The sequence below is a fragment of the uncultured Finegoldia sp. genome, from assembly GCF_947252345.1.
Taxonomy (GTDB): domain Bacteria; phylum Bacillota; class Clostridia; order Tissierellales; family Peptoniphilaceae; genus Finegoldia.
Window position 1 is genome coordinate 1 of sequence record NZ_CAMXVC010000004.1, and the last position, 21,064, is coordinate 21,064.

The following is a 21,064-nucleotide window of genomic DNA, read 5'->3' on the forward strand; positions in this document are numbered from 1 at the left end:
AAGATAAGGATGGAAATACTATCCACAAATACCATAAGATAGTAACAAAATATGTTGATGAATGTGGAGACCCAATTCCAGGCAACCCTACAGAAGATGGTGAAAAGGTAGCTAAAGATATTCCTGGTTATGAACATACAAAGACAGATGTTGATAATACAACAAAAGATGTAACTCATGTTTATAAGAAAAAACCAACACCACCAACACCACCAACACCTCCAACACCTCCAACACCAGTTATTCCAACTCCAATTGTTGAAGAAGGAGAGTTCCAAGAACACCACATCTATCAAATAGTTGACAAAGATGGAAAAGTAATCTCTGTTGTTGAAGAAAAGGATGAAGATGTTACTAAGGGTAAGATTTACGAAGAGTACAAGACTTCTAAGAAGGATAAGAATGGTTACAAACTTGTTAAGGTAAAAGCAACTGATGAAAATTCAGAAAATATTGTTAAATTTGACAAGGATGGAAAGGAAACTAAGGGTAATTATGTAAGCGGTAAGAAGTTGGAAGTAACTTATATTTACCAAAAAGTTCAAGAAACTCCTAGTGCTCCAGGAAATGAAAAACCATCAGAAAATCCATCGAAAAAACCTGAATCTAACAAGCCACAAGACAACAAAGAAAATGGCAAGAAACCTTCTGACAATAAGGCAGAACAAAAGGGCGGAGAAAAACAAAACTCAGATTCTAAAGCTGAATCTAAAGGTCAAAGCCCAACAAAGAAATTGCCAAAAGCAGGTTCTGAAATGGAATTGTTGCAATTAGCAGCAGGTGCATTGTCAATAGTAAGTGGATTCGGAGTATCTTTATCGAAAAAGAGAAGAAAATAAATTCCCGATGAGATTTAAGTTTTAAAGAGACAACTCGAGAGAGTTGTCTCTTTTTTTGCTGAAAATTTTCCTTGACAAATCAAAAATTAAGAACTAGAATGATAATGCAAATAATTTGCATTAGAATTTTTTATGGAGGAAGTATGAAAAAATTAATAAAAATTTTATTGTTAGTTTTGATTATTTGCCTGGCATCTGGTTGTGCTAGACAAAACAATGAAGTTAACAATCAAAAAGCACAAGAACAAAAAGAAAAAACAGACGACAAGTCTAGTGATAAATCAAATTCAAAGAAATTATATGTAAGTTTCTATCCGTTGGAATATATGGCAAAAGAAATCGCCAAGGACAAGATTGACGTCGTGAATATTATGCCTAAAGGCGTGAGCGTTCACGAATGGGAGCCAACAGCTCAGGACATCAAGGATTTATCAGATTCCAAGATGCTCATCGTAAATGGGTTGGGACTTGAAGGTTGGTTGGATGATGTAAAATCAACTTTGAAGAACACCGAAATTGTCGATTCTTCTGCTAGCATCGAAAAGATAAAAGCTGAGGAGGAAGCTGAACACGACCACGACCATGAACACAGTGATGACCATGAAGAATGTGAATGTTGCAAGAAAAAGGAAAAATGTTGCAGCAAAGATGAAAAACCAGAATGCTGCAAGAAAGATGACAAGGACAAGGCTGATGACTCACACGAACATCACCACGGAGAATTTGACCCTCATATTTGGATTAGTCCTAAACAAGCTAGGATTCAATTGAAAAATGTTTACGAGGCTATTGTGAAATTTGACCCTGCAAACAAGAATTTCTACGAAGCTAATTACAAAGAGGTTGACAAAAAATTTGAAGATTTGGATAAAAAATACGCTGATGTTTTGAAACCTCAAAAGGATAAATATTTTATCGTTCCTCATGAAGCGTTTGGGTATTTTGCTAGGGATTATCATATCAACCAAGTTCCAATCGAAGGAATAAATTCAGATTCTGAACCTGATTTGAACAAGATGAAAGAGTTGACAAATTTCGCCAAGTCTCACAAGATTAACACTGTATTCTATGAAATGGGTGAAAGCGACAAGATTGCAACAGCTTTGGCAAAGGAAATCAACGCTAAGACTGCAGGCTTGTCAACTATTGAAGCGAAAACACAAGAAATTGAAGACGGCAAGGTTAATTATTTCTCTTTGTTAGAAAAGAATTTAGATGAAATTTCAAAAGCAAAATAATATGAATGAAGTGTTAAGTGTTGCAAATTTGGATTTTTCATACAGAAATGAAAAATTGTTGCGAAACATAAATTTTAATATTAACGAGGGAGATTTCGTGGGCATAACCGGAGCTAATGGCTCCGGTAAGTCTACGTTGTTGAAACTTATTCTCGGGTTTTTAAAGCCAGATAAGGGCGAAATCAATTTTATCGGTGGTAAAAAAGATTTTACAATTGGTTATGTTCCACAAAATAATCACGAGAAAAGTATTTCGTTTCCGATTACAGCCTATGAGATTGTTTCTATGAATGTGAGAGCTGACGGCGAAAATTCGTCTGATGAGAAGATAGAAAATGCTCTCAGCCTTGTTGAGATGAATGATAAAAAGTATTACGATTACAACAAGATGAGTGGTGGTGAACAAGAGCGAGTTATGATTGCAAAAGCTTTGGCAAATGAGCCGAAGATTTTGATTTTTGACGAGCCAACAGCGGGTCTCGACCAAGAAAGCAAGGAGAATTTGTTTCGATTGCTGAAACATTTGAACAGCCACCACAAAATAACAATTTTGGTCGTAACTCACGAATTGGAGTTTACGAGGGATTATTTTAACAGGATTTTTAGATTGGAAAGTGAATTTGTAGAGGTGAAAAATGTTTGAGATGTTCTCGTATGATTTTATGAGAAGGGCATTTATTGTCGGGGTTTTGGTGTCGATAATTGTTCCGTTGATTGGAACTTTTGTCGTCAACAAGAAAAACTCGATGGTGGGAGATGCTCTAAGCCACAGTTCATTGGCAGGCGTCGCTCTCGGACTTATTTTCGGATTTAATCCCGTAATTGCCGCTATTTTGGTGTGCGTTGTTGCGGCTTTTGGAATCGAAATAATCAGGAAAAATTTTGCGAAAAGTTCCGATTTGTCGACGGCTATAGTTATGAGCAGCGGAATTGGTTTGGCGGCTATTTTGTCTGATTTTGTTCCTGGAGCTGCAAATTTCCAATCATTTATGTTCGGTTCCATCGTTGCTATCCCAGATGTGGAGTTGTACACTGTGTCTATTGTTGCGACATTGGTTATAGTTATGTATTTTACGCTGTACAAGAAATTGGTTTATATAATTTTTGATGAGGACGGAGCGAGATTGTCTGGAATCAATGTCGATTTAATCAACAAGATTTTTACTTTTTTGATTGCCATAACCGTTGCAATAGCATCAAGAACGGTAGGTGCGCTTATGGTTTCGAGTTTGATGGTCATTCCAGTGTCTTGCGCTATAAAAATATCCAATTCATTCAAAAAAACCGTAATTAATTCCTGCCTTTTTGGAATTTTGTTCACAATCATCGGAATCAATTTGTCTTATTATTTGCAATTAAAACCGGGAGGTTCGATAGTTCTAACAGGACTTTTTGTCTTGATTTTATTAATCGTTGCGAATAAGTTTAGAAAAAATAATTAGTCAAAACACCACAGTAAAATTTTAATTTTTTGTGGTGTTTTTTGGTTTGCAAAACGTTGTAATTTCCTTTTTTTACAAGTATAATATTAAAGATGGGAGAAGATAGCATGAAAAAATTGATTAAAAAATTAATATTACTGACAATTGGAACATTGGTGCTTACTTTTGGATTTTTCTTTTTTATTATGCCTTTTAAATTGACAATAGGTGGGATTTCAGGTGTAGCGATGAGTTTGAACGCATTTTTTCCGAATGTTCCCATTGGTATTTTTGTCATGATAATGGACACAATTTTGTATATAATTGCTTTTATTATTTTGGGGAAAAGCTTCGGAGTTTTGTCGATATACTGTTCGTTTATTTTTTCGAGTTCGACAGCTTTGTTGGAAATTTTGTTGCCAAACTTCAAACCACTATCTGACGATATTTTGATTAATTTAATTTTTGGAATTATTATTTCGGCTGCTGGAATGGCTTTGGTTATAAATCAAGGTGCGTCGACAGGTGGTACGGATATTATTGCTATGATTATAAGGAAATATATGTCAATCGATGTAGGAAAGTGTATGCTCGTTGCGGACTTTTTTGTTGTGTTGCTAGGAATGTACACTTTTGGGACGAAAAGTGGAATGTATGCTATGTTGGGTATATTCATTAACTCTTTGGTTATTGACAAGGCGATTGCCGGTTTGAATACGAGAGTTAATATGATGATTACTAGCAACAAATACAAGGAAATAAATTCGTACATTATCGAGAAAATATCGAGAGGTTCTACAATTTTTAAAGCTGTTGGTGGTTTTTCCGATGATGAAAAATTCGTAATCAATACTATTGTTTCAAGAGGAGAATATATAAAAATCAAAAACTACGTAAAATCAATCGACCCGAAGGCATTCGTGTGTATATCTTATGTGAGTGAGGTTGTCGGTGAAGGATTTACGTATGAATCTGTTGACAATCCAGAATTGGAAATAATTCCAGGTGGAATGAGCTAGAATGGAGAGAGAATGTATAAATTAGGGCAGAGAGAAAATTTAAAAATCGAGAAAATAAACACTGAGGTGTTGTTAAAAAAAGACGGAGAAAAAGAATACGTCAGAATGAACGTCGATGAGTTAAATGGCGAGAAAGAAAATGACGTCGTCGATGTTTTTATTTACAATGACAATAAAAATCTTATGGCTACTAAGAAACAATCCAAGATTGAACTTGGAAAGATGGCGAGATTAGAGGTAAAAGACATCACAAAGATAGGAGCTTTCTTGGACTGTGGATTGGAGAAGGACATTTTGCTTCCGTTTAAGGAACAAACATCAAAATTGGTTAAAGGACAAAAATACTTGGTGTATTTGTATATTGATAAATCTCACAGACTTGCACTAACTATGAGAATCAAAAATTTTTTGAGAAATGATAGCGGATATGCAAAAAATGATTGGGTAGATGGTGTTATCTACAATATTGTCGATGGACTTGGTGCATTTGTCGCAGTGGACAACAAATATGAGGGGCTAATTCCTTCCAGTGAGATAGATGGAGTTATAGCTCTCGGCGAAGAGGTGAAGTGCAGAGTATCAGATGTAAAATCAGATGGCAAATTGGATTTGTCATTCTTTGAGCCTGCGTACAAACACATTTCCTCTGATGCTGATGTCATTATGGACGAACTTAAAAATTCAGATGGTTTTATACATTTTAACGACAAATCAGATGCAAATAAAATTAAATCTGTGTTTAATATGTCAAAATCAAGCTTTAAAAGAGCTGTCGGGAGACTACTAAAGGAAAATATGATACAATTTTATAACGACGGAATAAAATTAACCAGAAAAGGAAGAGGTAATGATGGAAGAAAAAAAAGATAAGGTGTTGGCAGTAGTAAATGGTGAAGAAATAAAGCAATCAGAGGTTGATAGTTTTATTCATGCTTTGGGCTACAGAGGTGCACAATTCAATAATGAAGAGGGAAAGAAAAGATTGACTGATGAATTAATCAACAGAAAACTTTTGTTTTTAAATGCGAAAAAAACTGGATTGGACAAGAACGAAACTTACTTAAAAGAAGCTCAAAAACAGGCTGAGGAGTTGTTGAAGGATTTTGCGATGGCGAATATTATCAATTCAGTAAGTGTAAGTGATGATGAGTGCAAAGAATACTACGAAAATCACAAAGATATGTTTAAGGTTCATCCTACATTTACCGCTTCTCATATTTTAGTTGATGATGAAGATACTGCAAATAAAATCAAAGAAAAAATTGACAACAACGAAAACTTTGAACAGTTAGCTAAGGAATACTCTACTTGTCCATCAAAAGAAAGAGGAGGAGATTTGGGAACATTCCAAAAAGGTCAAATGGTCAAAGAATTTGAACAAGCTTTGATAGAAAACAATGTTGGCGACATTGTAGGTCCTGTTAAGACACAATTCGGATATCACATTATCAACATCAAGGGCAAAACAGATGAAAAAGTAAAATCATTTGAAGAAGCAAAGAATGAAGTAAAGCAAACTTTATTGCAATTGAAACAACAACAAGCTTACATTGACACGACAGATAAATTACAAAAAGAATACAAAATTGAAAAATTTTATTAATAATGAGTGGAGAATTAAATGAATAATATTAAAAAAAGGATAATAGCATTTCTATTGGGTTGTAGTATGATTTTTTCATCCGCTACAACAGTACTTGCAGATAATAACAAAGACGAGTCTGCTACTCAAAAATCAGTTTCCAGCTTAGATAGAATTGAAGGGAAAAATAGATTTCAAGTAGCCGAAAAAGTTATGATGGATTTTTACAAAAATTCCAAAAAGATTGTATTGGTTTCTGCTCTAAAATTTCCTGATAACATAAGTTCAACTGTAATGAGTCAAGGGAATATTCCGATTTTATACACTTATTCTGACAAATTAAATGATTCTACTGAAAAAGTTTTGAAAGAAAAAAAACTAGATGAAGTTATAATAATAGGTGGAGAAAAATCTGTAAGCAAAGATGTGGAAAATCACATCAAAAATGATTTGAAAATCAATGTTGTTAGATATGATGGCGAAGATAGATATGAAGTAAACACTAAAATCGTATCTGAGAAGTTTAAGAGCAATTCCTCTGAAAAGCAAAACTTGGTTGTAGCAAGTGGGGAAGTGTTCGCAGATGCAATAAACTCTACATCTTTAGCGCAAAAAAACAACGCACCTATAATTTTGGTATCGAAAAATAAGATGTCCAGCTCAACAAAAGATTATCTACAATCATTTGGTGGAAATAATATCGGCGAAATCTATGTTGTCGGAGGACAAAATACAGTTTCAGACAAAGTTTTAAAAGAAATTCGTGCGATAACAAATGTAAAGCCAAAAAGAATTAACGGAAGAGATAGATATACTACTTCCGTTCAAGTTGCAAAAGCTAGCTTTGCAACGCCAAGTAAAGTTATATTTGCGAGTGGAGAGGTTTTTGTTGACGCATTAGTTGCTGCTCCACTATCACAAAAATTGAACGCTCCTATTTTACTTGTAACAAAAAATTCAATTGATAGCAGTATAAAAACATACGTCGGCAACAATACATTCGAAAAAATGTATATTGTGGGTGGTAAGAACACCGTATCAGACAAAGTCAAAGAATTGGTTTTGAGCAATAAATCCGAAGATACACTATCAACAGATTCAAGATATCCAGGGATGAAAATTCGTCGCACAAAGCCTCTTCCGGGTTTAGAAAATGCAGAAGAATTTCCAATTCAAATCAGTAAAGACACAATTTTAATGGTAAGAGGTCATTACGATGAAAAGATGGCTAATGATATTTTCAAACTATTAAACAATTATCGTAAAGAAAATGGATTGAAAGAGTTAAAACAAGATAATTCTATGGCCCCAATTGCAAAAACAAGAGCTGTAGAAATAGTTCAATTATTCGAGCATTTGAGACCGAATGGGGGATTGGTTACAGATATCTCCAACATCAACGGTGAAAACATCTACAACGGACCTTACACTGCTGATGGTGCAATGGAAGCTTGGAAAAATTCTCCGGGTCACAACGAAAATATGTTGAGAAAAGTGTTCACAAGAGTCAATGTAAAAGTTTTTGTGACTAAAGCTTATTACGAAAATTCAAATCAAACTTATGACAGATATTACGCTGTTCAAATTTTTGGAATTTAAAACTCAATGAATAAAAGTCGATGGTTATTAAGCCATCGCTTTTTTTTTTGAAAATTTGGTATAATATTTACAATACATCTCGGTATTGCAGGGGGAAACTATGCTTAAATATCTAAATAAAAAATTAATCAGAAACAAAACGTATTTTTTCGTGACTTTAATGGCTTTAATAATGTGCTGTGTGACTATTTTCTTGCAAATTCAAAAGTCATCATACTATGAGCTAGATAGAATAAAAGAAATTGAATCGAGCACGGATAGTTTGATTGCGTATTTTTTGAAAAATAAACGAAACGGCAAGAAAATAAATACAAAACTTAGCATTGAAGAGAACAATAAAATATACGATAAGCAATTAAAATATTATGGGAAATTATCTGATAATCTGTACGAGATAGATAATTTTATGTCGACAAATACGAATAAGTCATCATTTGGAGAATACAGCAGAAAATACGATGCGAAGGCTATATATACTCACGAACAAAATGTTTTAAAATTGCTCAACGAACTCCACTCGCATATAGGTTCTAACAAGATTACAATTGACAAGGATTATATAAATTTCTTAAAACAAAGAAATGTAGAAGAATCAGCAAAAAATAACGGAGTTATAAATGAGTACAAACAAATGAATTTTGCGTCGATTATTTCTAATCAATCTTCTATTTTATTTGGTGTAATTCCAGCTGTGTTTTTGGCGATATTTCTAGTAATTTCCTTGGAAAATGACGATGTGTTGAAAAAGTTGCCCTTCAAAAACAATACTATTACAAAAAACAGATTTTTTATGAGTCTACTAATTTACGTTGTGTATATTTTGTCAGTTTTATTATTTCTTATGTTTATTAGCACATTATTTTTGGATGGATTTGGAAAATTTGATTACTATCACATATCGGTACTAGAAAGATACAAATTCTTAACTGAAAAGCAGAAATTAGGATTTGTACAGTTGGAGTATTTGAAACCATACGAAATCTTGTTTAGGGGAATTTTAACCTTGATTTTATCTTCGAGCTTTGCATTTGGAATGCTATCATTTGTCAAGAAGGTTTCCACATCAAAAACAATGGAGTTGATTTGCTCGATAATTCTTGTAGGTGGTTTTGTTGGCGATTTGTTATTGTTCAATCATAGATTCAATCCACTCTTCATAATTAAATACTTCTCATGGACGCAAATATTGAGCTTGTGGTTGATAGATATAGTCCTAATATTTTTCTGCTTCACGACTGAAGATAGAGTTAAAAAAGAAAAAATATCTTACAGAAAAGTTGATACTATGAGTGTGAAGGGAATGGTGTTAACTAATATAATTTCCAAGCAAATGGTTATTTTTGTTGTAGTCACGGTTGGATTATTTTCGTTATTTACGGCTTTCAAAACTGAAAAATACAATAAATTAAGCGAAGAAGGAGAACAGGTCCACAAGAATTACTTAGCTTTTGGAGAATCCTACAAGGCGAAGATATTAAATGACCCTTATCAGTCAGATGCAGAAATTAAACAAAATCTTGAAAATTTTGAAAAGGAATTTGAAAGTGGAATAAAAGAATACCGAGTTTATATCAATAGAAAAAAAGAGCCGGATAAGTTTTACAAATTTTATCAAGATAAATTCACATCCGGTGATTTGAGGTTCGATCAAAGTAGTGGGTTTATGGATAAGAGCGATTCTTTGAGTATGTACACAAAAAGATATATGTACGATAAGCTCGAAATATTAAAAAAGATGAAGGTGATTCCCTCAAATAGATTATACGATGGAATATACAACGTTGATTACAATCCTGAAGATGGAGTTAAATATTTGAAGATAAAAGACAGGATATTTTCGTACTTGTTTAATGGAAGCTGTGAGGGTATTTCTGGAATGAACTTGATTTATGATTTTTTTTACACAAAATTCAACATTCTAGTAACATTGTTGTCTGCTTGTTTATTCGGGAGTCTGTTATCGAGAAATAAGAAGATTATAGAAATACAAAAACTCACACCACTTAAGAAAAATTCCATTTACAGGAGAAATATTCTTTCGAGTATTTTTAGCGCGATAATTGGATTATTAATTGTTTTGACAATTGTATTTGCAATAGGATTAGCAATTGGTGGAGTTGGAAATTTATCACTTCCAACGATGAGAATATCCGACATAATGTTCACAGCAGAAGTTATGAGAAATGGTGAGTTTATTTTCAAAAGCGTTATATTGTCGATACTTAGTTGTGCTTGCATATCAATGGTTATTAGCGTTACAAAACTATTCATAGACAATAAAATGTCTAATTTGATGCTAGCGTTGATTGTAATTTTTTCCATGGGATTGCCATACATTGTGAAAGTAGTTCCGGCATTTTTGCCATTGTCTTATATGGATAGCTCAGCTGTGGCGAATGGATTTATGTCGTTTCATCAACAAAATGGATATTTGAGTTTCACATTTGGAGTGGTATCAGTCACATTGTGGACTGTAGTATTGTATTTTATTGGCAAGAAGAAATTTCAAGAAAAGAGGAAATAAATGTTACAGGTTATTGATTTAATAAAAAAATACAGCGACAAAATAATTTTAGACAAGGCTGGTTTTGAACTTGAAAAAGGTCAAATCAAAGCTTTAGTTGGACCTAACGGCTCTGGAAAAACTACTTTGATGAACAGCATCTCAAATTCTATAAAAATTGACGGGGGAAAGATTTTGATTGATGGAGAGCAATACAATGATGAAAAAATCTTCACTAAGTTAACTTTTTTTAGAGACGAAACAATCCTCGATGGTAATATGAAAGGGATAGACTACTTGGAATTAATTAAGTATGCGTATAATAAATCTTCAGAAGATGTGAATAAAATTTGCAAAAAATTTGAAATAGAAGGATTTGCAAATAAGAGAGTCGGAGAGTATTCGCTGGGAATGAAGAAAAAATTGATGTTAGCAATGTCTTTCTTGCCGGAAAATGATTATGTTTTGCTGGACGAACCATTAAACGGTTTAGACCCAACGAGCGTTATAAAAACGAAAAATTTTTTAAAAGAGATTGCCCAACAAAATGTGGGAATTATTATTTCAAGTCATGGATTGAATGATTTAGATGATATCAGTCGTGATATTTTGTTTTTAAAGGACAAGAAAATCTTAGAAGAAAAATTGGAATCAGTTAAATATTTGCAACTTTCAACTTCAAATGATGAACTGGTCAGAAAAACTTTGACGAAAAATGGTTATGAATACGAAAATAATCTCATTATTTTAAAAGGCGAAAATATTGAAAAATTATTGAAGGACATTGTAAATTTAGATGTTAATATTTATAACGTGGATAAAAAATCAAAATCCTCACAAGAAAGATATATGGAACTGTTTGAAATTTGATTTGACGAGGCTCTTTTTTCGGAGTCTCTTTTTTATTGAATAAAAAAAATAGATGATATATAATAATTAAGTAAAACATATGTTCAAGGGGTGAGTTATGGAATTTAAATTATATTCAAAGTTCAAGCCGACAGGTGACCAACCACAAGCGATTGATAAACTTGCAAATGGTTTGATAAATGGAAAAAATCATCAAATTTTAAAAGGAGTTACTGGTTCGGGCAAAACTTTTACAATGGCAAATATTATTCAAAAAGTTCAAAGACCAACTTTGGTCATAGCTCACAACAAAACTTTGGCATACCAATTGGCTAGTGAGTTTAGAGAATTTTTCCCGGAAAATGCAGTTGAGTTTTTCGTGTCGTATTACGATTATTATCAACCAGAAGCATACGTTGTTCAATCCGACACCTATATTGAAAAGGATTCAAGTATCAATGAGGAATTGGACAAACTACGTCACAGTGCTACTATGAGTTTGTTCGAGAGGCGAGATGTAATAATTGTTTCATCTGTTTCTTGCATTTACGGTTTGGGAGACCCAATCGATTATGAAAATTTGGTTATATCTCTGCGCCCAGGAATGGAAAAAGACCGAAATGAAGTTATGAGAAAATTAATTGATATTCAATATGTCAGAAATGATATAAATTTTACTCGTGGTACTTTTAGAGTTAGGGGAGATAGCTTGGATATTTTTCCTGCATCCAGTGGAGAAAAAAGCGTCAGAATAGAATTTTTCGGAGATGAAATTGATAGAATTACAGAAATTGATGCGTTGACTGGAGAAATAATTGGCGAGAGAAATCACGTCGCGATTTATCCTGCCAGTCACTATGCGACAACTCAGAAAAAAGTTGAAAAAGCTATCGTGACTATTGAGGAAGAATTAGAAGATAGATTAAAATATTTTAAAGATAACAACAAATTGTTGGAAGCTCAAAGGCTAGAGCAAAGAACGAGATACGATATAGAAATGTTAAAAGAAATGGGATTTTGTACTGGAATTGAAAACTATTCAAGGCATATGTCTCAGAGGAAACCCGGTAGTAGACCGTACACGCTTATAGACTATTTCCCAAAAGATTTTGTGACGATGATAGACGAATCACACGTTACTGTTCCTCAAATTGGTGGAATGTACGAGGGAGATAGGTCAAGAAAAACTAGCTTGGTGGATTATGGATTCAGATTGCCGTCGGCACTCGATAATCGTCCATTGAAATTTTGCGAGTTTGAATCTATGATGAATCAAGTTATATATGTGTCAGCAACTCCGGGTAAATATGAAAAGGAAAAGACTAATGAAGTCGTAGAACAAATCATCAGACCTACTGGATTGTTGGATCCAAAAATTGAGGTTCGTCCTACAAAAGGACAAATTGATGATTTGGTTAGCGAAATCAATAAGACTATAGAAAAAGGCGAACGTATTTTGATTACGACTCTTACAAAAAAAATGAGCGAAGATTTGACGAGATATCTCGAAGATTTAGATATCAAAGTAACTTACTTACATTCGGACATAGATACTATTGAAAGAATGGAAATAATAAGAGATTTGCGAGAAGGAAAATACGATGTTCTTGTTGGAATAAATTTACTGCGTGAAGGACTAGATTTGCCGGAAGTATCGCTTATTGCAATTTTGGATGCAGACAAGGAGGGCTTCTTGCGTTCCGAAACTTCGCTTATACAAACAATTGGTAGGGCGGCGAGAAATGCTAATGGACACGTTATAATGTATGCAGATACAATAACGAGGTCTATGAATGTCGCAATCACCGAAACCAACAGACGTAGGGAAATTCAGAAAGAATACAATGAAAAGCATCATATAATTCCAACTACTATTAATAAATCCGTACGAAAGAGAATACAAAACACTTTTGTAGCTGAAGAACAAGAAAATTATGATTCTGATAAGGTTACAGAATTTTCTAAGGAAGAAGTACAAGTTCTAATAGAAAACTTGAATGGCGAAATGTTAAAAGCCGCTGAAGAATTGGATTTCGAAAGGGCTGCTACTTTGAGAGACCAGATTAGAGATTTAAAAAACACTTACTAAAAGGAGTAAAATGAGTAAAGATAAAATAATTATAAGAGGAGCTAAAGAGAATAATCTAAAAAATGTTGACCTCACAATTCCCAGAAACAAAATGGTCGTTTTTACTGGGTTAAGTGGTTCGGGAAAATCCTCATTAGCTTTCGACACTATATATGCGGAAGGACAACGAAGGTATGTTGAATCGTTGAGTTCTTATGCGAGACAATTTCTCGGACAGATGGACAAACCAGATGTAGAATACATTGAAGGTTTATCTCCATCTATTTCTATAGACCAGAAAACAACAAATAACAATCCACGTTCTACCGTAGGAACTGTTACAGAAATATACGATTACTTTAGGTTGCTTTTTGCCAGAGTGGGTACTGCGTATTGTCCGATTTGTGACAAGAAAATTGTCAGCCAAACCGTAGACCAAATTGTAGATAGTGTGAAAGAATTAGAAGAACGCTCGAGGATTCAGATTTTGAGTCCAGTTGTCAAAGGGAAAAAGGGTGAATACAAAAAACTAATCCAAAATCTAAGAAAAGATGGATTTATTAGAGCAATTATTGATGGAGAGCAGGTTGAATTAGCGGATGAAATCGAACTCGACAAAAACAAAAAACACGACATAGATGTAATAGTCGACAGAATTATAATCAAAGATGGAATTGATTCAAGGCTCACAGATTCTATTGAAACTGCTCTTAGATTATCGGAAAACAACGTCAAAATAGATGTAGTTGGAAAAAATGTTATTTCTTATAGCACATCTATGAGTTGCCCGGATGGACATATTTCTTATCAAGAATTGGAACCCAGAGATTTTTCGTTCAACAATCCTTTTGGAATGTGTCCTCATTGTAACGGCCTTGGATTTCATAAAAAGGTCGATGAAGATTTGGTGATACCAAATAAGGGGCTTTCGATTTTACAAGGAGCGATAGACCCTTACCAATCTTCTAAACCGGGAGGATATTATTTTGAAATTATAAAAGCTATAGCAGATTCATATGATTTTCCGCTAGATAAACCATTAAAAGATGCTCCGAAGAAAATGATAGATGAAATTCTGAATGGTTCTAAGAAAAATCTGTCATTTGTATTCGATAGCCATTTTTCTGGAAGGAAAAAATTTGTTGGGAAATTTGAAGGAGTATTTAAAAATCTCGAAGAAAGATATCAACGTAGCACTACCGATTCAACTCACGAAAAAATAGGTGAGTATATGACCGATGTTGAATGCGATTACTGTCACGGTGCTAGGCTAAAAGACGAATATCTATCGGTAAGAATAAACGGTAAAAATATTTATGAAATTTGTCAAATGCCAGTGAAAGATTCTCTACTATGGTTTAAAAATTTGAAATTAGAAGAATCCAAAAAATTTATTGGCGATGAAATTTTGAAAGAAATTGTAAACAGACTTCAATTTTTGAATGACGTTGGTCTTGATTATTTGACATTGGATAGGTCGGCTTCCACTTTATCTGGTGGGGAATCTCAAAGAATTAGATTAGCTACACAAATTGGCTCGGCATTGGTTGGCGTTGTCTACGTACTGGATGAGCCATCTATTGGGCTTCATCAAAGAGATAATGACAAACTAATTAAAGCTTTAAGAAATTTGACTGACATTGGAAATACGCTAGTAGTTGTCGAGCACGACGAAGATACGATGAAAGAGTGTGACTATCTTGTTGATATTGGGCCGGGAGCAGGAGTTCACGGTGGTGAGATAGTTGCCTGTGGTAGCATAGATGACATTATAAAAGAAAAAAGGTCGATTACTGGCAAATACTTGTCTGGAGAACTGGCAATTGAGATTCCAGAAAAAAGAAGAAAACCAAAAGGATTTTTGGAATTTAAAGGGTGCAGAGAAAATAATTTAAAAAATATAAATGCAAAATTTGCTCTATCATGTTTTAATTGTGTTACTGGTGTTTCAGGTTCAGGAAAATCATCATTGGTAAATGAAATTGTATACAAGAAATTGGCACGTGATTTGAATAATGCCAAAATGAAAAATGGAAATTTCAAATCCGCTAAGGGAATAGAAAATTTAGACAAAGTTGTTCAAATTGACCAGTCACCAATAGGAAGGACTCCTAGAAGTAATCCTGCGACTTATACTAAAGTATTTGATTTGATAAGGGATTTGTTCGCGGCTACACCGGAAGCTAATATGAGAGGATATCAAAAAGGAAGATTTTCTTTCAATGTGAAAGGTGGAAGATGTGAAGCTTGTAAAGGTGATGGCACTATAAAAGTAGAAATGCACTTTTTACCAGATGTTTACGTTCCATGTGATGTCTGTAAAGGTAAAAGATACAATAGAGAGACTTTGCAAGTAAAATATAAAGGGAAAAATATCTCGGATGTATTAGATATGACGATTGACGAAGCGTTGGAATTTTTTAGAAATTTTCCACCTATTAAAAATAAATTGCAAACACTACAAGATGTAGGTTTGGGTTATATAAAATTAGGGCAATCATCAACTGAATTGTCTGGTGGTGAAGCTCAAAGAGTGAAACTCGCCAGTGAATTATCGAAAAAAAGCACAGGAAAAACTATATATATCTTAGATGAACCAACAACAGGACTTCATTCTGCTGATATCGACAAATTAATTGAAGTGCTACAACGACTCGTTGACCAAGGAAATACCGTAATAGTGATTGAACACAACCTCGATGTTATAAAAGTTGCAGATTATATTATAGATTTAGGCCCTGAAGGAGGAAATGGGGGAGGTGAAGTTATCTTTCAAGGAACTCCAGAAAAATTGATTAATAATAAAAACTCTTACACAGGAAAATATTTAAAACCAAAACTTAATCGTTAAATTTTTGTAATAATCACTTTCTTGATTTTAGTGTATAATAAAGTTAGGAAGGTGATTTTTATGTACAATATTATGGTTGTCGATGACGAAAAAGACATTGTAAAGGCAATAGAAATATATTTAAAAACCGATAATTATAATGTCATAAAAGCTTACAATGGTTATGACGCACTTGAACTAATGCAGAAAAATCAAATAGATTTGTTTTTAGTCGATATAATGATGGAAGGAATGGATGGTTTGGAATTGACGCAAAAAATAAGAGAAGTTTCGAGCGCACCAATAATTATTTTGTCGGCAAAAAGCGAATTAAACGATAAGGTAATGGGATTAAATATAGGAGCAGACGATTATATAACAAAACCATTTGACGCGGTCGAATTATTGGCGAGAATAAAATCTTGTATCAGAAGACTCGAGCTCACAAAAAATAATTCTCTAAAAGGTAACGTCTACTCGGCAGGACGATTGACTATAAATGACGATAAAAAAGAAGTATTGATAGATGGCGAGGAAATTAAATTAACTCCTTATGAATATGGGATTATTTTATTGTTGCTAAAAAATAAAGGAATAGTTTTTACTTCTGAGGAAATTTATGAAAATGTATGGGAAGCACCACCTTATGATGTTAAAAAAATAGTTTCTGTCCATATTTCAAGATTAAGAGAAAAAGTTGAAATAAATCCAAGACGTCCTGATTTGATAAAATCAGTTTACGGAATGGGTTATAAAATAGAGGACATTTAATGATAACTTGGATTAAAAGAAAGTTTAGGTCTATCGATGGCTATGTTGAAAAGCAAATTGTAGATTTATTACTTTACTTTAGTTTTGGATTTATATTAGTATTCACTTTTTCGTTTTTTGTTGAAAATATTGTCAATATATATAATTTTTCAATTATTTTCTCATTGATATACTTTGGATTGGCTTTTTTCTTTTCTGTTGTCAAAATAATTATGACTATTATTAAAAAGAAAAAAAATGCTTTTTTGATATATCAATTTTTAAGTAATTTTAAGACAAAATATTACAATATTTACGCAGAATCTTTGCTAATTTTACTATTTTTGGTCTACACTATGGCTACTATTATGGTGACAAACAGAAATTTGTTTGGAATTATTTTTATTGGCTCGATACTGGCAAAAATTTATATATCAATCTTGACTAATAATTTGGGAAAAATTTTACTGAACAAAAAAGTCGAGGCAATGTATTCGGGCAAAGACATAGATGTTTATATCGACGACGACATTTACAAAGATTCTGTATACCTAATCAATCATCTCCACGATTCTGTTATAAACACCATGCAAGACAAAATAAATTCTGAAAGAATGAAAACAGAACTCATCACAAATATTTCACATGATATAAAGACACCTCTTACGTCGATTATAAATTATGTGGATTTATTAAACCACGAAAAGGATGAAAATGAAAAACAAAGATACATCGAGATATTGGAATACAACGCAAAAAGATTGAAAACCATGGTTATTGACCTTATTTATGCTGCTAAAACAGGAACTGGCAATATTGATATCGAGATGGAAGTTGTCGAATTAAATGAATTGGTGCTACAAGTTTACGGTCAATTTGACTCTGATTTTAGCAAAGAAGCTTTGGATTTTGAATATCACGATAAAAGAAAAACTGTTTTGATGATGACAGATGGGGCAAAATTGTCGAGAGTAATCGAAAATATTTTTAGCAATATCGTAAAATACTCAAAGCCAAGCACAAAGGTAATAGGTGAATGCGATGTAATAGATGACAGCATAATCCTCAAATTTTCAAACGTCTGTAAAAATAAAATCGAGGTTAGTGCCAAAGATTTGATGGGTCAATTTGTTCGAGGGGAAAAATCTCGCCACTCAGAGGGCAGTGGATTGGGTTTGTATATTGCAAAAAATTTGATAGAATTATTAGGCGGTACATCAAAAATATCGTTGGATGGAGATTTATTTATTTACGAAATAAAATTTAAAGTTACAAGAAAAAAGAAAAAAAATAAAAGATGTTAATCTTGGCCTTGACCAAAATTAACATCTTTTTTAATTTGTTTTGCTATCAGATGAATTACTGTCTCGTGTTTTTCCAGATGAATCTTTTTTATCAGTTGATTTATCATCTTTGTTGCTTGGCTTTTTTTCTTTTTCATCTTTGTTTTTGTCTTTATCTTTATCTTTATCTTTATCTTTATCTTCTTTTTCATCTTCTTCTGGTTTTAAGATATTGAAGATTGTCCTGTCTGAGTAACCAGGCATACAGTATTTCCAATCTTTAGGAATAATATTATTGTTGTCTTCAGGTTTATATGGAGGCTCTCTTTTTATGAATACGCCCCAGCCTAATTCCCAAGGAGGTGTATTGTCAGTTGCGAGCTTTCCATCAACTACATCAATTCTTCTGGATACATACAAATCAGAAACCTCAGTCGGTTGAGTTCCGGCTTTGTAAATTTCTTCTTTAACAGTACCTCTTGGGTCACGTCTGCTGTATTTGCTTGGCAATTTATTTGCAAGCGTGTCAACTTCCAATCTTATAATTCCATCTGGTTCATCAAATTTAATTGGAATTTTATCTTCCAAAGTGTATTTATTGACCACACTCCAAATCTGAACAACTTTTTTCTGACTTATTTGTGTCATCTTCAACTGTTGATTGTCAAATCCAAGCCATGTGCTGATGGTGTAGTATGGACTCATTCCACAGAACCAAACATCTTGATAATCACTTGTTGTACCAGTTTTTCCGGCAATGTCAAATCCGTCTAATCTAGCGTACTTAGAGTAATTATAATCAGTTGATGTCCTTAAAATATCTCTCATTATATAAGCAATCTGTGTACTGACTACCTCGTTTTGTTTTTGTGGATTTTCAATTATAACTTTTCCCAAGCTATCTGTGATTTTTGTAAAAGATATAGGCTCTCTGTATTTTCCTTCATTATTCAAAGCGTTGTAAGCACCTGCCATTTCAACAGGAGTGAATCCCTTTGTCAATGAACCCAATGCCATTGCAGAAGTGTTTTCGTCGTTTTCTGAATTATTTTCTGCAGCACTTATATAATTATCTGCTCTTGGATTTTTTGCATTTATTAGGCCGAATTTTTCTAAATAAGTTTTTGATTTCTCGATTCCAATATCTTCTAATACTTTTACTGCTGTAACGTTGATTGAGTTTTCAACAGCATGTCTTAGCGAAACCAAACCTTCATAACCCTCGTACCAGTTTTTAGGCCATAATTCGTGTTTTTCATTATAGTGTGGTAAATCTTCTAAGCCTGAAGCAGGAGAATAACCATTGTCCAAAGCGGGAGTATACACACCTAATGGTTTCATACTTGAACCTACTTGTCTTGGAATATCTGATGCTCTGTTTGTGGTGTCTTTTTTATTTGAAAATCTTCCGCCAACCAAAGCTTTTATTTGTCCTGTTGTTTTGTCCAAAACTACAGATGAAGATTGAGGTTGTTTTATTCCGTCTTCATTAATTGTGTAAAAATCTTTTGTAAAAATCAAATTATTTTGGTTGTCAAATTTGAGTAAGTTTGGATTTTTTTTGATATATTCGTCATTAATTGTAATATCACCATTATCAGAAGTGCTTAAATTGTTTTTTCCGATATTTATGGAAGAAATTTTGTGTGTAACCAAATTATTGGTTTCATTAACAGAATAATAGTCTTTTAAATCCAAATAATTTCCGTATTGTTTTACTTTTATAGATTTTGAGTATTTAAATGTTATTGAACCATCAGGATTTTTCACATAATCACTCGGAGATATGAAAAACTCATCTGAATCATTTAATAAATTGTTCTTTTTGAAATAAATTACTTCTTTCTTGGAATTTGTAATGTTGCGTTGATTATCTGAAGACCATTGAAGCAAACTGTATGTTGAGCCATCAGAAATAATTTCATCAACTTTTTTATCGTACAATTCTTCAAGTTTATTTTGCATATTCATATCAACGCAGGAATATATCTTCAAACCACCATTAATCAGTTTACTCTTTGCTTCTTGTTGTGTGTAGCCTTTTTCCATCAATTTCGATATAACTTGCTCATATATTATATCAGAGTAATAATTAGACAAATTATCTATATTTTTTATTCCTGGTTTTATTTGTTTAGCTATGTTTTCTTTGAGAGCATTGTCGTATTCTTGTTGTGTAATTTTTTTGTTATCCAACATTTTCTTGAGAACATAGTCACGTCTTTTTATAGTTGTTTGATTGTAAACCGCCTTGTATGTTTCTCCAGCTAAATTAACCTCACCTACAATTTTTGATTGGTCTTTAACTTGTCCGGGTTCAATGGCCTTGTACAAAGCTAAGTTAGTGGGACTTTTTACGATTCCAGCTAAAGTAGCACACTCTGACAATGTCAATTCATTTACGTTTTTCTTGAAATAAATTTCAGCTGCAGCTTGAACACCGTAGGCGTTTTGTCCTAAGAAAACAGTGTTCATATAAGTTTCTAATAATTTTTCTCTTCCCAAATAGTGAGTAAGCTGCAGTGCTAAATAAGCTTCTTTGAATTTTCTGTCGAATGACCTTTCGTTTGACAAATATAAATTACGAGCCAATTGTTGAGCAAGCGTACTTGCACCACGCTTCATTGAACCGGAAGATATATTATCAAAAATTGCTGAGGCAATTCCAATTGGATCCAACCCGTTGTGTTTATGAAATCTCTCGTCCTCAACAGATATAAATGCGTCCATCATATATTTAGGTATTTTGTCTAATTTGACAACTTCACGATATTCTGTGGTTCTTATTTTTTCAATTAAATTTCCATCTTGATCCAAAATTTCTGAAGTTTGATTCATCATATTATTTATTTCTTCTGGATTAACTTGTGGAGCAAGTTGCATTGCACGAACTCCAGCGACACCAATGATGCCTCCAATGAATGCAAATAAACAAATCAAACATAATATTAAAATTTTTATGGATTTCAATATTATATTTTTATCTTTATTCATAAATATCCTCCATAAAATGTATATTAAATATTATACCACAAACTTAAAAATCAACATATATCAATGAATAAACGATTGATATTTTATTA

15 protein-coding genes are annotated in these 21,064 nt (G+C 33.0%); 14 read left to right on the forward strand and 1 reads right to left on the reverse strand.

Annotation, left to right across the window (positions count from 1 at the left end; translation table 11 throughout):
* The 14 genes from Q0X02_RS01470 to Q0X02_RS01535 form a co-directional block, all read left to right on the forward strand.
* Window positions 1-839: MucBP domain-containing protein (locus Q0X02_RS01470; protein WP_297810487.1), on the forward strand; the 839-nt coding region annotated here is incomplete at its 5' end.
* 143 nt (window positions 840-982) lie between these two features.
* Window positions 983-2,077 carry a metal ABC transporter solute-binding protein, Zn/Mn family gene (locus tag Q0X02_RS01475; RefSeq protein ID WP_297810490.1) on the forward strand — a complete coding sequence of 365 codons (1,095 nt, stop codon included), beginning with the start codon at window positions 983-985 and terminating at the stop codon, window positions 2,075-2,077.
* Window position 2,078: 1 nt separating this feature from the next.
* On the forward strand, window positions 2,079-2,720 hold the full coding sequence (locus Q0X02_RS01480) for a metal ABC transporter ATP-binding protein (RefSeq protein WP_297810493.1): 642 nt from the start codon (window positions 2,079-2,081) through the stop codon (window positions 2,718-2,720).
* On the forward strand, window positions 2,713-3,519 hold the full coding sequence (locus Q0X02_RS01485; protein ID WP_297810496.1) for a metal ABC transporter permease: 807 nt from the start codon (window positions 2,713-2,715) through the stop codon (window positions 3,517-3,519). Before Q0X02_RS01480 ends, Q0X02_RS01485 begins: the two co-directional genes overlap by 8 nt.
* Window positions 3,520-3,626: 107 nt before the next feature.
* The gene (locus Q0X02_RS01490) at window positions 3,627-4,517 is read left to right on the forward strand and encodes a YitT family protein (protein WP_297810499.1); all 891 of its coding nucleotides are present in this window, start codon (window positions 3,627-3,629) and stop codon (window positions 4,515-4,517) included.
* A gap of 12 nt (window positions 4,518-4,529) precedes the next feature.
* Window positions 4,530-5,387 (forward strand): S1 RNA-binding domain-containing protein, encoded by an 858-nt coding sequence (locus tag Q0X02_RS01495; protein WP_297810502.1) that lies wholly within the window; start codon window positions 4,530-4,532, stop codon window positions 5,385-5,387.
* Window positions 5,368-6,120, forward strand: a complete 753-nt coding sequence (locus tag Q0X02_RS01500; RefSeq protein ID WP_297810505.1) for a peptidylprolyl isomerase — start codon at window positions 5,368-5,370, stop codon at window positions 6,118-6,120. Before Q0X02_RS01495 ends, Q0X02_RS01500 begins: the two co-directional genes overlap by 20 nt.
* Before the next feature lie 18 nt (window positions 6,121-6,138).
* Window positions 6,139-7,698 carry a cell wall-binding repeat-containing protein gene (locus tag Q0X02_RS01505; RefSeq protein WP_297810508.1) on the forward strand — a complete coding sequence of 520 codons (1,560 nt, stop codon included), beginning with the start codon at window positions 6,139-6,141 and terminating at the stop codon, window positions 7,696-7,698.
* Window positions 7,699-7,798: 100 nt separating this feature from the next.
* Entirely contained in the window at window positions 7,799-10,222 is a 2,424-nt protein-coding gene (locus Q0X02_RS01510; RefSeq protein ID WP_297810511.1) for a hypothetical protein, read from the forward strand.
* Complete coding sequence (locus Q0X02_RS01515; RefSeq protein WP_297810514.1) at window positions 10,223-11,071, forward strand: ABC transporter ATP-binding protein; 849 nt, start codon at window positions 10,223-10,225, stop codon at window positions 11,069-11,071.
* 97 nt (window positions 11,072-11,168) lie between these two features.
* Entirely contained in the window at window positions 11,169-13,139 is a 1,971-nt protein-coding gene (gene uvrB, locus Q0X02_RS01520; RefSeq protein WP_297810517.1) for an excinuclease ABC subunit UvrB, read from the forward strand.
* Between the two features lie 10 nt (window positions 13,140-13,149).
* Complete coding sequence (gene uvrA / locus Q0X02_RS01525; RefSeq protein WP_297810519.1) at window positions 13,150-15,969, forward strand: excinuclease ABC subunit UvrA; 2,820 nt, start codon at window positions 13,150-13,152, stop codon at window positions 15,967-15,969.
* 60 nt (window positions 15,970-16,029) lie between these two features.
* On the forward strand, window positions 16,030-16,719 hold the full coding sequence (locus tag Q0X02_RS01530; protein ID WP_297810522.1) for a response regulator transcription factor: 690 nt from the start codon (window positions 16,030-16,032) through the stop codon (window positions 16,717-16,719).
* Between the two features lie 212 nt (window positions 16,720-16,931).
* Complete coding sequence (locus Q0X02_RS01535; RefSeq protein WP_297810525.1) at window positions 16,932-18,002, forward strand: sensor histidine kinase KdpD; 1,071 nt, start codon at window positions 16,932-16,934, stop codon at window positions 18,000-18,002.
* Between the two features lie 30 nt (window positions 18,003-18,032).
* Here the strand turns inward: Q0X02_RS01535 and Q0X02_RS01540 are convergent, their stop codons facing one another.
* Entirely contained in the window at window positions 18,033-20,975 is a 2,943-nt protein-coding gene (locus Q0X02_RS01540) for a transglycosylase domain-containing protein (RefSeq protein ID WP_297810527.1), read from the reverse strand.
* Between the last annotated feature and the right edge of the window lie 89 nt (window positions 20,976-21,064).

Excerpts from the sequence above, each read along its gene's own strand:
- Q0X02_RS01475 (WP_297810490.1), top strand. The coding sequence starts at position 983 with ATGAAAAAATTAATAAAAATTTTATTGTTAGTTTTGATTATTTGCCTG.
- Q0X02_RS01480 (WP_297810493.1), top strand. The coding sequence starts at position 2,079 with ATGAATGAAGTGTTAAGTGTTGCAAATTTGGATTTTTCATACAGAAAT.
- Q0X02_RS01485 (WP_297810496.1), top strand. The coding sequence starts at position 2,713 with ATGTTTGAGATGTTCTCGTATGATTTTATGAGAAGGGCATTTATTGTC.
- Q0X02_RS01490 (WP_297810499.1), top strand. The coding sequence starts at position 3,627 with ATGAAAAAATTGATTAAAAAATTAATATTACTGACAATTGGAACATTG.
- Q0X02_RS01495 (WP_297810502.1), top strand. The coding sequence starts at position 4,530 with ATGTATAAATTAGGGCAGAGAGAAAATTTAAAAATCGAGAAAATAAAC.
- Q0X02_RS01500 (WP_297810505.1), top strand. The coding sequence starts at position 5,368 with ATGGAAGAAAAAAAAGATAAGGTGTTGGCAGTAGTAAATGGTGAAGAA.
- Q0X02_RS01505 (WP_297810508.1), top strand. The coding sequence starts at position 6,139 with ATGAATAATATTAAAAAAAGGATAATAGCATTTCTATTGGGTTGTAGT.
- Q0X02_RS01510 (WP_297810511.1), top strand. The coding sequence starts at position 7,799 with ATGCTTAAATATCTAAATAAAAAATTAATCAGAAACAAAACGTATTTT.
- Q0X02_RS01515 (WP_297810514.1), top strand. The coding sequence starts at position 10,223 with ATGTTACAGGTTATTGATTTAATAAAAAAATACAGCGACAAAATAATT.
- uvrB (WP_297810517.1), top strand. The coding sequence starts at position 11,169 with ATGGAATTTAAATTATATTCAAAGTTCAAGCCGACAGGTGACCAACCA.
- uvrA (WP_297810519.1), top strand. The coding sequence starts at position 13,150 with ATGAGTAAAGATAAAATAATTATAAGAGGAGCTAAAGAGAATAATCTA.
- Q0X02_RS01530 (WP_297810522.1), top strand. The coding sequence starts at position 16,030 with ATGTACAATATTATGGTTGTCGATGACGAAAAAGACATTGTAAAGGCA.
- Q0X02_RS01535 (WP_297810525.1), top strand. The coding sequence starts at position 16,932 with ATGACTATTATTAAAAAGAAAAAAAATGCTTTTTTGATATATCAATTT.
- Q0X02_RS01540 (WP_297810527.1), bottom strand. The coding sequence starts at position 20,975 with ATGAATAAAGATAAAAATATAATATTGAAATCCATAAAAATTTTAATA.